The organism is Telluria sp. ZB2R32, assembly GCF_059685715.1.
On the sequence record NZ_JCASIG010000004.1, the window covers coordinates 1 to 11,851 of the forward strand.

Annotated in this window: 11 protein-coding genes and 2 rRNA genes; 7 read left to right on the plus strand and 6 right to left on the minus strand. The window is 63.4% G+C overall.

Annotated elements, in window-relative coordinates:
* The 6 genes from AC56LG_RS12510 to rrf all read right to left on the minus strand — a co-directional run.
* Positions 1–106 (minus strand): 16S ribosomal RNA (locus tag AC56LG_RS12510); the annotation flags it as partial.
* A 460-nt stretch (positions 107–566) separates the two neighbouring features.
* A complete protein-coding gene (locus AC56LG_RS12515; protein ID WP_497166421.1) occupies positions 567–2,999 on the minus strand; it encodes a penicillin acylase family protein in 2,433 nt (810 codons plus the stop codon).
* Between the two features lie 157 nt (positions 3,000–3,156).
* The gene (locus tag AC56LG_RS12520; RefSeq protein ID WP_497166422.1) at positions 3,157–3,969 is read right to left on the minus strand and encodes a M48 family metallopeptidase; all 813 of its coding nucleotides are present in this window, start codon (positions 3,967–3,969) and stop codon (positions 3,157–3,159) included.
* Positions 3,966–4,415: a YbjQ family protein gene (locus AC56LG_RS12525; protein ID WP_497166423.1), complete on the minus strand. Its 450-nt coding sequence runs from the start codon at positions 4,413–4,415 to the stop codon at positions 3,966–3,968. The genes AC56LG_RS12520 and AC56LG_RS12525 overlap by 4 nt, the downstream gene beginning before the upstream one ends.
* 1 nt (position 4,416) lies before the next feature.
* Positions 4,417–4,725 carry a YbjQ family protein gene (locus AC56LG_RS12530; RefSeq protein ID WP_197986469.1) on the minus strand — a complete coding sequence of 103 codons (309 nt, stop codon included), beginning with the start codon at positions 4,723–4,725 and terminating at the stop codon, positions 4,417–4,419.
* A gap of 147 nt (positions 4,726–4,872) precedes the next feature.
* Positions 4,873–4,985: ribosomal RNA gene (gene rrf, locus AC56LG_RS12535) — 5S ribosomal RNA — on the minus strand.
* Positions 4,986–5,129: 144 nt separating this feature from the next.
* On the opposite strand from rrf, the gene AC56LG_RS12540 reads away from it, so the two are divergent.
* The 7 genes from AC56LG_RS12540 to AC56LG_RS12570 are packed head-to-tail and all read left to right on the plus strand — an operon-like array spanning position 5,130 to position 11,835.
* A complete protein-coding gene (locus AC56LG_RS12540; RefSeq protein ID WP_497166424.1) occupies positions 5,130–6,629 on the plus strand; it encodes a B12-binding domain-containing radical SAM protein in 1,500 nt (499 codons plus the stop codon).
* A gap of 55 nt (positions 6,630–6,684) precedes the next feature.
* Complete coding sequence (locus AC56LG_RS12545) at positions 6,685–7,821, plus strand: MlaE family ABC transporter permease (RefSeq protein ID WP_497166425.1); 1,137 nt, start codon at positions 6,685–6,687, stop codon at positions 7,819–7,821.
* Positions 7,821–8,714, plus strand: coding sequence for an ABC transporter ATP-binding protein (locus AC56LG_RS12550; protein WP_497166426.1), 894 nt, complete (start codon positions 7,821–7,823; stop codon positions 8,712–8,714). Before AC56LG_RS12545 ends, AC56LG_RS12550 begins: the two co-directional genes overlap by 1 nt.
* 1 nt (position 8,715) lies before the next feature.
* The gene (locus AC56LG_RS12555) at positions 8,716–9,663 is read left to right on the plus strand and encodes an MlaD family protein (protein WP_497166427.1); all 948 of its coding nucleotides are present in this window, start codon (positions 8,716–8,718) and stop codon (positions 9,661–9,663) included.
* Between the two features lie 8 nt (positions 9,664–9,671).
* Positions 9,672–10,298, plus strand: coding sequence for an ABC-type transport auxiliary lipoprotein family protein (locus tag AC56LG_RS12560; RefSeq protein WP_497166428.1), 627 nt, complete (start codon positions 9,672–9,674; stop codon positions 10,296–10,298).
* Entirely contained in the window at positions 10,295–11,455 is a 1,161-nt protein-coding gene (locus AC56LG_RS12565) for a VanZ family protein (RefSeq protein ID WP_497166429.1), read from the plus strand. The genes AC56LG_RS12560 and AC56LG_RS12565 overlap by 4 nt, the downstream gene beginning before the upstream one ends.
* A 53-nt stretch (positions 11,456–11,508) precedes the next feature.
* Positions 11,509–11,835 (plus strand): (2Fe-2S) ferredoxin domain-containing protein, encoded by a 327-nt coding sequence (locus tag AC56LG_RS12570; RefSeq protein WP_497166430.1) that lies wholly within the window; start codon positions 11,509–11,511, stop codon positions 11,833–11,835.
* Positions 11,836–11,851: the final 16 nt, after the last annotated feature.

Consider the following 11,851-nt stretch of genomic DNA (forward strand, 5'->3'; position numbering starts at 1 on the left):
ACCCGTTCGCCACTCGCCGCCAGGTTGCCCCGCGCTGCCGTTCGACTTGCATGTGTAAAGCATGCCGCCAGCGTTCAATCTGAGCCAGGATCAAACTCTTCAGTTTAATCTCTGTTTTTGACACTTTCGTGTCACTACCATTGCTGGTAGGTCGCTCACTCAAGATACTGACCGCTACCTCATTGCTGAGATAACGTTAATACTTTTGTGAACATTTGATAATTTAAGTAATCAGCAGAGCTTACGCAACTGCTGGCACCTTCATCAAACGCCCACACTTATCGACTGTTAATTTTTAAAGAACTTATTCGGCACTGCTTTGCTGCGTTCTGCGAATCGTTTTGTTCGTCAGCAGCAGAGAGATGAGATTATGCAGTGTTTCGCGATCTTCGTCAACCTCTTTTTTGCTACACCGCAGTGTTTCGCGGCTACCTGTTGTTGCCTCAACTACTTGATTTCGTTGCCGTTTCAACCGGGCCGCGTAGGCGGAGGCGAATTATAGCGAAGCCCGGCCGCCCTCCGCAAGTGCTTTCTTGCGGCCGGTTTTTTGCCAACCTGACAGCGGCCTAGTCGGCCCTGAGGGTCATCGGCTGGTAGTTCGGGTCGGCCTTGATCTTGTCTTCCGCAAAAGGCAGCAGCGGCCATTCCTTGCGCGAGTAGACGTTGGTCTGGTCGGCGTAGTAAGGCGACTTCGGGTCAGTCGACTGGCCGTAGGCCAGCATGGCCTGGGCTACCGGCCCCTGGTCGTCGAAGCTCACGGTCTGGATATAGCTCTGCCCCCAATGCACGCCGTTATAGCCGGTCGCGCTCAACGGGCTGCGCATGGTGAGCGAATTATAGGAACCGTCGATGTTGCCGATGCCGCCATGCAGCGGGATGCGCACGCCGTTCTTCGTCTCCGTCTGGTAGTCGCCCAGCCTGGCGTCGAAGGCGATTCCCAGGCCCTGCAGCTCGAGGGCGGCACTCTTCAGTGCGGCGAGCATGGCCGGCATGGCGGCCGGCGCGACGCCGTACGGCGTATTCACCGGATCGGCCGGATTGAACGGCACCGCCCATTTGTTCGGTATGGCGGCGGCAGTGTTCCAGAACTCACGGAACAAGACGGCGCCGCGGCTGTCGACGTTCACGCGGCGGTCCCAGGCCGCCAGCGCAGTGCACGCCTGGCGCAGGACGGCGTCGCCGCTGATGCTGCACGCTTGCAGCAGTTCGGGCAGCACCAGCTCGGCCGCATACAGGCGATTGGCGAACGCCAGCACCTGCATCTCCGGCAAGCCGATCTTTTTCGTCTGTATCAACTCCTCGAACTGGCGGAAACCAATACGTGTGCGCAGGCTCTGCTCGACACCGACGCGGCCATACAGCGGCGAGTAGCCGAGCGGCGCCGGGCCGACGAGCAAGGCCCTCGGGTTGTTGAGCCAATAGCTGTCGTTGGAATTACCGACGTAATCGGTGCGGATCGACCACGGCCCGTTCGCAGGCGAATAGATCCCGGCCGGGGCGTTCGCATCCTGGCCCCAGGCGCAGCTGCTGCGCGAACCATCGAACAGCAGCGCCGCCTGCAACAGCAGGCAACCATTGGCGAACTTCTGCGCGCCCATGTGCGGCACCACGCTGGCGTCGGCGAACAGCACGTTGCCGTCGCGGTCGGCGGCCAGGGTGTTCACCCACGGCAGGCCGACCGTCTTGTCGAGCGCGGCCTTGAGCGCCCTAACATTGTTCGCCTTGCCGATCCCCAGCCACTGCTCGAGCATGCGCGTGTTGTTCCGGTTCGGGTCGGCCAATACATAGGCGGCGCTTGCCGTCCAGGTCATGCCCGCTTCCGGCTTGACGATCACGGCGCCCTGCTGGCTGAACCAGAAGGTTTTACTGCGTTTGGTGAGCGTACCGTCGGCCTGCAGCAGGTCGACCGACACCGTTTTGGCGGTCATCTTATTCGGCACGCCGTCATAAAGATAGGTAGTGCCGCTGCTGTCGGCGGGATCGAGCGCCAGGCGGAAGGTCGTAAAATGGATCGCCGTCGTCACCGTATGGCTCCAGGCGATGTCCTTGTTAAAACCGATGACGATCGCCGGGATGCCGCCGATGATCACGCCCATCGCATCATAGGCGCCGGGCACCGTCAGGTGTGCCTGGTAGAAGCGGTCGGCCGAGGTCCACGGATAGTGCGGATTGCCGAGCAACAGGCCGCGCCCGCTGCTGGAGAGCTCCTTGCCGACCGCCAGCGCATTGCTGCCGATCCCTTGCGTATGCAGTTTGTCGAGCCGCGCCAGCAGGAAGGCAGGGTCGAACTTGCGCGCACGCACGGCGGCGAGCGGCGCGCCCGCCACTCGCCCGGCGGCCACGAATTCTTTCGCGAATACCTGGCCAGTTGCGTGCAGCGCCTTTTCCGCCATGATCAGGTACATATCGTCGACCGTGATCGGGCGCACCCATTTGGCGTCCTTGCAGGCGGCCGGGTACAGCCCCGTAAACGCCTTTACGTAACGGTTGTAACCCTCGACATAACCGGCGATGAGTTCGCGCGGCTCGGCGGGGCCGGCGGCGTAGCTGGCGCGCAACTGCTCGATGTCGAGATAGCCCTTGAAGAAAAAGTCGCTGTCTTCGTTGTTCAGGTCCATGAAGCCGCTGGCGGCGCCGTATTCGTCGCCCGTGCGTTGCGGCGCGCGCGCCGCTCCGCCAAAGAATTGCGAGCGTTCGCCGCGCACGGTGAGCACGGTGTCGGCGAACATGCAGACATTGTCCTGCGCATAGGCATAGGCCAGGCCATAGCCAAGGCTGCGGACATCCTTGGCGCGCACGTGCGGCACGCCGTAAGTGGTGCGGGCGACCTCGACGTCGATGCGGGAGGCGGTGGCAACCGGCGGCGGCGCGGTGCCTGTTTTACCGGGATCGTCGTCATCGTTGCTGCTGCAGCCGGCAAGCGCCAGGCTAAACAGTGCGGCAATGCCGGCGCAGCGCAGGGAAGACAATGGATTCGATTGCACTTGCTGACGTTTCATGTGGACGCTTTCTGCGGGATGGCCGCGTGGCGAGATGAAAGAACAAATGACTGCAAGCTGGCACGCAATGCCATCTTAATTGGGAGAACTAGTTTGAACGCCGGGCGATGCCAGGCAAGCTGGCAAGGTTGATGGGTGCGGGGATGATCGGTTCGTATTACCGGATCAAAGGCAATACAGGTCCGGTGCGGTAATCAGCCTTGCGCGCGGCAGCATGGATGGCGTCGATGCGCATCCCCATGGCCGGATGCGACATGAAGTAATGGGAACCGGGCAGCGCGTCCTCGTCCCTGGCGCGCAGCGCTTCGAAGAACTCGGTGGCGCCGCCCACGTGGCCGTAACGGCAGGCGAGCACCTGCAAGGCCAGCATGTCGGCCGCCGATTCACGCGCACGCGAATAGCTGGAGGTGCCCAATTGCTGCACCGGCGCCAGCACGCCCGCCAGCGCCGAGCCGTCGGCGCCGATGAGCGCCGCCAGGCCGACCAGCACCACACCCCGCCCCAGCGCGCGCAGGTGGTCGCGGTGCGCCAGGTGCGCAAGCTCGTGCGCCAGCACGAAGGCCAGGCCGTTTTCCGACTGCACATGCGTGAGCAGCCCGGAAAACACATATATGGTCCCGCCGGGCACCACCATCGCGTTCGGCACGGTCGAGTCGGTGAGGCGCACCGTGGCCGGCCCGGTGAATCCGGCGCAGGGGCGCAGGCTGTCGACCAGGCGCTGCAGGCGGGCGACGCGTTCGCCATCCTTGCCGGAAGGCGGTGGCGCGGCCCTGGCGGCGATGATACGCGTCAGCGACGCCTCGGTTTCCGGCCCCATGCGATCGACCACCGCGTCGACCAGCAAGCCGAGCAGGAAAAAAACCAGCAGCGCCAGCGCCGCCAGCCCGGCCAGCAACAACATGAAATCCTTGAGCGGATGCTCGCGGGTGACGTTGTCGTTGTCCGGAGGCAGCGACGGCGCGTATTTCATGCAACGTAGATGGCGGTGCCGAAGGCCAGCACTTCGACGGCGCCGATGCCGCCCTGCGCGCTTTTCGACAGCGGCACCGTTTCCAGGCGCAGGTTGACGATCTCGTGGGCGCCGCTGCAGCTTTCCTTCAGGCGCAGCACCGCTTCGCGCTTGGCGCGGTCGAGCAGGCTTTCATAGGATTTGACCGGGCCGCCGACAAAAGCGCGCAAGGCAGCCGCCGCGCGCTTGAAATGGTCGACCGAGACGACCACGCTGCCGGTCACGAGTTCGCAGCGCACCGGTGCGCCACCCATGATCGGGAGCTTGCCGGCGGTCGTGGGCAGGTGCAGCAGCGCCTTTTCGCGCGCGTAAATTGAGCGGTAGTGGCGCTTTTCCGCGATCTGGCCGAACACGAAGCCGAGCACGATCGGCACGCCCCAGAACAGCAGCAGGACATACAGTTCCATGTCAGTCGACCGTCACCGCGGTGCCGTACACATAGATCTCGGCGGCGCCCACCGCCACCGACGAGGTGGAGAAACGCACGTTGACGATGGCGTTCGCTCCCATCTGCTGCGCCTGCGCCTGCATGCGCGCGATCGCTTCGGCGCGCGACTCTTCCAGCAATTCGGTATAGCCGCGCAGCTCGCCGCCGACCATGTTCTTCAGGCCGGCCATGATGTCGCGCCCGACGTGCTTGGCGCGCACCGTGCTGCCCGAGGCAATGCCGTGGCTGGCCGTGATGGTCTTGCCGGGAATGATTTCAATATTACTCATCAACATGGTGAATGCCCTCGCTTATCGGAGATGCCATCTAATCATGCCTGAATGATAATTGCAATGAGGAAAGCATAGGACCATGCCACAAATGGACAGGCGAAAAAAAACCCCAGCACACGGGCTGGGGTTTTTCTCTTATAACTAGCCTGACGATAACCTACTTTCACACTGGTTGCAGCACTATCATCGGCGCAAAGTCGTTTCACGGTCCTGTTCGGGATGGGAAGGGGTGGGACCGACTTGCTATGGTCATCAGGCATAACTTGCTGGGATGCTGTTCCACAACTGGGCAACAACTCCCTGAATTCCGGGGCGTATTCTAACAGGCAACTTCCAGCAACGCCAGCACGGATTGCGGCGCCAGCGCGTAAAATGGTCCCTTTGCCCGAACGCTTGCCGCCATGACCATCCTGTTATCGACCCTGAACGCCCGCTATGCCCATGCCTCGCTCGGGCTGCGCTACCTGCTGGCGAACATGGGACCGCTCGGTCCTGCTACGCGGATCCAGGAATTCGTCATCGGCGCCAAGACCACCGAGGTGGTCGAGCGCCTGCTGGCCCAGCACCCGCGCATCATCGGCTTCGGCGTGTATATCTGGAATGTCGAAGAGACGACGCGCATCGTCGCCATGCTCAAACGCGTCGCGCCCGAAGTAAAGATCATCCTGGGCGGTCCGGAAGTGAGTTTCGAGACGAACGAACAGGACATCTGCCGCCTGGCTGATTACGTCGTCACCGGCTGGGGCGACGTCACCTTCCCGCAGCTGTGCGCGCAGATCCTGGATGGCCCGCAGCCGCTGATGAAAATCCACGCCGGCGTGCAGCCGCCGATGGCCGAGATCGCCCTGCCCTACGCTTTATATAACGCCGAGGACATCGCGCACCGCACTTTATATGTGGAAGCCTCGCGCGGCTGCCCGTTCAAATGCGAGTTCTGTCTGTCGTCGCTCGATAAAACCGCCTGGCCGTTCCCGCTCGACGCCTTTCTCGCGCAAATGGAAGATTTATATGTGCGCGGCGCGCGCCTGTTCAAATTCGTCGACCGCACCTTTAATTTGAACGTCAAGACCAGCATGAAAATCATGCAGTTCTTCCTCGACAAACTCGAAGCAAATCCAAATGACCCGGTGTACGCCCACTTCGAACTGGTGCCCGACCACCTGCCGGAGGCATTAAAAGAGATGATCGCGCGCTTTCCGGCCGGCGCGCTGCAGTTCGAGATCGGCATCCAGAGTTTCAATCCCGAGGTACAGGCGCTGGTCAGCCGGCGCCAGGACAATGCCAAGGCGGCCGACAACATCCGCTGGCTGTGCGAACACTCGCAGGCACACCTGCACGTCGACCTGATCGCCGGCCTGCCGGGCGAAGACATCGCCAGCTTCGCGCGCGGCTTCGACCAGCTGGTGGGCCTCGGTGCGCACGAGATCCAGTTCGGCATCTTGAAACGCTTGCGCGGCACGCCGATCATCCGCCACACGGAAGCGTACAAGATGGTGTACGACCCGTACCCGCCCTACACCGTGCTGGCAACGAGCCTGATCGACTTTCCGACCATGCAGCGGCTGGTGCGCTTTGCGCGTTACTGGGACCTGGTGGCCAATTCCGGGCGCTTTGCCAACACCACGCCCGAACTGCTGGGCGTGCGTCCGTTCGAGAACTTCATGGCCTTTGCGGACTGGATTTACGCGAAGACCGACGCCACCCACCGCATCGCGCTCGACCGCCTGGCCAAGCTGGTGGCCGAATGGCTGCAGGTGACGGGGATGGCACGCGAACGCGCGCTGGCGCTGGTGGCGAGCGACTATGCGGGCGGTATCGACGGCGCCAACAAGAAGGACCGCGCCGTCAATACAGCTGCCGTGGCGGCACCGGCAAGGCAGGTCCGCCACCTGGCAGCCTGAACACGCTAGACCCTCCCGGATGGCAGAGACAGCGAAATCCTTTTACACTGCAACAATGCAGATTGAAAATACGCCAACATTAACCATCGATCACCCCGCCGGCGGCGCGGCGCAATCTGTCATGGCGAGCGGGGTCTGGCAGGTGCATGCGCTGAGCCAGAAGGGCATGCTCAAGAAGCTCAACCGCACCCTGCGCGACCTGAAAAAGAAGCCGAACCTCGCCTGGGACCTGACCGGCGTGGCCAGCATCGACCACATCGGCGCCCAGCTGTTCTGGAATGCCTGGGGCAAGAAACGCCCCGCCCAGTTGGCGCTCGACCCGCGCCAGGAAGATCTGTTCAAACGCATCGAGGAAGCCTGCCGCAACACCCTGCCGCGCCAGAAGGTCAGTCCTCTGAACTGGATCATCGTGCTCGGCGCCGGCCTGCTCAGCTTTTTCGAGCACCTGCACGGCTTCATCGAACTGATCGGGCGCCTGGTGCAGGACCTGTGGCGCTTCGTGCGCCGTCCGAACACGGGACCGTGGCGCGAAATCTCGGCGAACATCTATCACTCCGGCTTCCAGGCGCTGGGCATCACGGCGCTGGTCGGCTTCCTGATCGGCGTGGTGCTCTCCTTCCTGTCGGCGCAGCAGCTGCGCCAGTTCGGCGGCGACATCTACCTGGTCGACATCCTCGGCATGAGCGTCGTGCGCGAACTGGGGCCGCTGCTGGCGGCGATCCTGGTGGCGGGCCGCTCGGGCTCCTCGATCACCGCGCAGCTGGGCGTGATGCGCGTGAACGAAGAACTCGACGCGATGCTGGTGATGGGCATCTCGCACGGCTACCGCCTGATCATGCCGAAGGTGGTGGCGCTGGCGATCTCGATGCCCCTGCTGGTGGTCTGGACCGACGCCATGGCCCTGCTCGGCGGCGCAGCCTCGGCCAAGCTGGAACTGGGCCTGTCGTTCCGCTACTTCCTGCAAAAGCTGCCGGATGCGGTGCCGCTGGTGAACTACACGATCGGTTTATTGAAAGGGATGACCTTCGGCATGCTGATCGCGCTGGTGTCCTGCCACTTCGGCCTGCGCATCAAGCCGAATACGGAAAGCCTGGGGCGCGGCACGACGACTTCGGTGGTGACCTCGATCACGGTCGTGATCCTGGCCGACGCCGTGTTTGCGATCATCTTCAGCGGCGTGGGGTTCCGATAATGGCCGATACCAGTCAACGCCGCCAGCAGCTCAACCGCAAGCCGGAAGAAGACGTCGGCCCGCCGGTGGTCGAGATCCGCAACCTGTGGACCAAGTTCGGCAAGACGGTCATCCACCAGGACCTGAACCTCGATATCTATGCGGGCGAGATCCTGTCGATCGTCGGTGGTTCCGGCACCGGCAAGACGGTGCTGCTGCGCCAGATGCTGGGGCTCGAGACGCCGTCGCGCGGCTGCGTGCGCGTGTTCGGCGAAGACATCAGCGAAGCCGGACCGGAGCAGCTGCAGCGCATGCGCAACCACTGGGGCATGCTGTTCCAGCAAGGCGCGCTGTATTCGGCATTGACGGTGTTCGACAACATCGCCCAGCCGATGCGCGAACTGCGCGGCTTGCCGGAAGACGTGATCCGCGACGCGGTATTGCTGAAAATGGAGATGGTGGGCCTGGCCGCGGAACATGCGAATAAAATGCCGTCCGACCTGTCGGGCGGGATGACCAAGCGTGCGGCGCTGGCGCGCGCGCTGGCGCTGGAACCGAGATTGTTGTTCCTGGACGAGCCGACCGCCGGCCTCGACCCCGATGCGTCGGATGCCTTCGTAACGCTGATCCACGCCCTGCACCGGGAACTGAAACTGACCGTAGTGATGGTCACCCACGACCTCGATACGCTGTTTGCGCTGTCCTCGCGCATTGCGGTCCTGGCCGAGAAGCACGTGCTGGCAGTCGGTCCGTCGCGCGACGTGCTGCGGGTCGACCACCCGTTCATCAAACATTTCTTCCTCGGCGGACGCGGGCAGCGGGCACTCGAAGTGCTGGACGAGCGCGATGAGGAACGCGACGAGGATAGCAATGAAGATCCCGTCGGCGCCGCCGAGGAAAGACCAAAGGAGTGACATGGAAAACCGATCTTACGCCCTGATGACAGGCATCTTCACGATTGCCCTCCTGATTGCGACGGTACTCGCCGGCCTCTGGCTGAACCGCGACAAGACCGAACTGTCGCCTTATGAAATCGTCACCACCCAGTCGATTCCCGGCCTGAACCCGCAAGCGACGGTGCGCTACCGCGGCCTCGAAGTGGGCCGGGTCGAGGAAATCGTGTTCGATCCGAAGGTGACCGGCCAGATCCTGATCCGCCTGTCGGTCGAGGAAGGCTCGCCCGTCACCACCACCACCTTTGCCTCGCTCGGCTACCAGGGCGTGACCGGCATCGCCTTCATCCAGCTCGACGACGACCGCACCGGCTCGCCGCTGCTGAAGACCGATCCCGAGCACGTCGGCCGCATCCCGCTGCGTCCGGGCCTGCTCGACCAGCTGGAAAAGCGCGGCCTCGCCATCCTCAACCGCACCGAGCAGATCACGGCGCGCCTGAACAACCTGGTGAACGACGAGAACCAGAAGATCATCCTCGGCGCCTTCGACAACATCGGCAAGGCCGCCGCGGCGTATGGCGAGATCCCGCAAAAACTCGGCCCCACGATCGAGCGCATGCCGCACCTGGTCGACAAGCTCGACCGCAGCTTGACCTCCTTCGACACCTTCGCTTCCAGCGCCACTACTGCGGTGCGCAACTACGACCAGCTGGCGACCAGCCTGCAGGCGCCGGACGGCCCGATCAACCGCCTGAACGGCGCCATCGGCTCGCTGCAGGGCGTAACCAGCGACCTGGAAGCGGAAACGCTGCCGCACCTGACGCGCATGACCGACGAAGCGCGCACGGCGCTGCGTTCGGTGCGCCGCACCGCCGATTCGCTCTCGGACCGCCCGCAAAGCATCCTGTTCGGGAACCCGAACGTCCAACCCGGCCCCGGCGAGCCCGGCTTCGTCGCCCCGACCAAATGAGGACCATCTTGAACACCAACCTGCACCGCATCCTCGGCGCCACCCTCCTTGCCCTTGCCGTCGCGGGATGTGCATCGGGCGGCAAGAACACCGGCGCCAACACCCAGTTCGACTTCGGCCCACTTGGCCCACCTGGCGCACCGACCGCGCCGGTGGCGCAAGCGCCAATGGCGGCGATCATCGTGATGGACGCAACCGGCTCGCCGACCTTCGAAAACGAGCGCATGGTCTACCGCCTGAACTACAACGACCCGCTGCAGGCACGCACCTATGCCAACAGCCGCTGGAGCGCCAACCCGCTGCTGCTGGTCACACAGCGCCTGAAATCGCGCCTGGCGCAGGCGGGCGTCAAAGTGCTGTCGGCCACCGATTCGAGTAACAACATCCCGATCCTGCGCATCGAAGTCGACGATTTTTCACATGCCTTTGCCAGCACGACCGCCAGCGCAGGACAACTGACCCTGCGCGCCTCGCTGTTCAACGGCCACGCCCTGCACGACCAGAAAACGTTTACGCGCGCGACGCCGGCGTCCAGCGCGGATGCGGCCGGCGGCGCGCGCGCGCTGGCAGGCAGCACCGACGCCGTCGCCGCCGACATCATCGGCTGGCTCGCCGCCAACAACCGACCACGATGACCGGACCGCAAGCGCACGGGGATGGGCACGGCGCAGTCAACGAACACGATGCGCCGCGCCGCGGCTCGCCCGTCGCGCGCGCGGCCCTGCTGGCCTACCTGCTGCTGATCGTCTACGCCAGCTGGTATCCGTTCACGGGCTGGCGCAACAATGGCTTGCCATTGTTGTCGTTCATGAACCTGGTCAAGCAGCGCTACTGGACCGGCTTCGACGTGATGGTGAACATCGTCGGCTACGTCCCGCTCGGCATCCTGGTCGTGCTGGCGCTGTATCCACTGGTGCGCGGGGTGTGGGCGACGCTGCTGGCGACGCTGTTCGGCTTCCTCGTCACCGGCACCATGGAGACGGTGCAGAATTTCCTGCCCAGCCGCGTGCCCTCGAACCTCGACCTGCTGACGAATGCGGCCGGCTGCTTCATCGGCGCCTGCATCGGCCCCTTCATGGCGAAAAGCCTGCTCGACCAGGGACGCCTGTACCGCGTCCGCAAGCGCTGGTTCGCGCCGCATGCGAGCCAGGGCCTGGTGCTGCTGGCGCTGTGGCCGCTGGCGCAGATTTATCCGCAAAGTTTCCTGTTCGGCCACGGCCAGGTGCTGCCGATCGTCTCCGGCTGGCTCTCCGCCTGGCTCGAGGAAGACATCGACCTGATCGCCATGCTGCGTCCGGGACCAGCGATGAGCGTCGAGCAGTACTGGCTGTCGGAGACCATCATCACCGCCTGCGGCATGACCGGCGCCGCCCTTACCCTGCTGTGCCTGCTGCGCCGCGGCGCCCCGCGCTACACACTGATGCTGCTGATGCTGGCCGCCGCGCTGGTAATAAAAACGCTGGCCAGTTCGCTGCTGTTCCGGCCCGATAATGCCTTCGTGTGGGTGACGCCGGGCGCCGAGGGCGGCTTCCTGATCGGCCTGATCATGCTGGCCGGCCTTGCCTTTGCGCCGCAGATCGCCCAGCGCCGGCTGGCGGTGGTCACCCTGGTGCTGAGTCTGATCGTGGTGAACACGATTCCCGCGAATCCGTATTTCACGCTGACGCTGCAGGGCTGGGTGCAGGGAAAATTCCTGAATTTTAACGGGGCGGCCCAGTTTTTATCGCTGTTATGGCCGTTTTTCGCGTTGTGGTTCCTGCTGCTGCCATCCCATAAACTGAATCGCCATTGAGAGCGCGTATCATGAGCGCTAATCAGGCAACGATAACGATCATTGGAAACGACATGAGCGACGAAAAACCATTTTACGAACACCACGTCTTCTTCTGCATGAACGAGCGCGAGGGTGAAAACTGCCGCCAGAGCTGCGGCAAGTCCGGCGCCGAAATCGCGCAAAAGCACGCCAAGAAGCGCATCAAGAAGCTCGGCCTGAGCGAGCCGGGCAAGGTGCGCATCAACAAGGCCGGCTGCCTCGAACGCTGCGAAGAGGGCCCGGTGGTCGTCATCTACCCGCAAGGCACCTGGTACACCTATGTCGATACCGACGACATCGACGACATCATCGACACGCATATCGTGGGCGGCCAGGTCGTCGAACGCCTGAAAATCTGATGCATCAAAAACCCGA

Excerpts from the sequence above, each read along its gene's own strand:
- AC56LG_RS12515 (WP_497166421.1), bottom strand. The coding sequence starts at position 2,999 with ATGAAACGTCAGCAAGTGCAATCGAATCCATTGTCTTCCCTGCGCTGC.
- AC56LG_RS12520 (WP_497166422.1), bottom strand. The coding sequence starts at position 3,969 with ATGAAATACGCGCCGTCGCTGCCTCCGGACAACGACAACGTCACCCGC.
- AC56LG_RS12525 (WP_497166423.1), bottom strand. The coding sequence starts at position 4,415 with ATGGAACTGTATGTCCTGCTGCTGTTCTGGGGCGTGCCGATCGTGCTC.
- AC56LG_RS12530 (WP_197986469.1), bottom strand. The coding sequence starts at position 4,725 with ATGAGTAATATTGAAATCATTCCCGGCAAGACCATCACGGCCAGCCAC.
- AC56LG_RS12540 (WP_497166424.1), top strand. The coding sequence starts at position 5,130 with ATGACCATCCTGTTATCGACCCTGAACGCCCGCTATGCCCATGCCTCG.
- AC56LG_RS12545 (WP_497166425.1), top strand. The coding sequence starts at position 6,685 with ATGCAGATTGAAAATACGCCAACATTAACCATCGATCACCCCGCCGGC.
- AC56LG_RS12550 (WP_497166426.1), top strand. The coding sequence starts at position 7,821 with ATGGCCGATACCAGTCAACGCCGCCAGCAGCTCAACCGCAAGCCGGAA.
- AC56LG_RS12555 (WP_497166427.1), top strand. The coding sequence starts at position 8,716 with ATGGAAAACCGATCTTACGCCCTGATGACAGGCATCTTCACGATTGCC.
- AC56LG_RS12565 (WP_497166429.1), top strand. The coding sequence starts at position 10,295 with ATGACCGGACCGCAAGCGCACGGGGATGGGCACGGCGCAGTCAACGAA.
- AC56LG_RS12570 (WP_497166430.1), top strand. The coding sequence starts at position 11,509 with ATGAGCGACGAAAAACCATTTTACGAACACCACGTCTTCTTCTGCATG.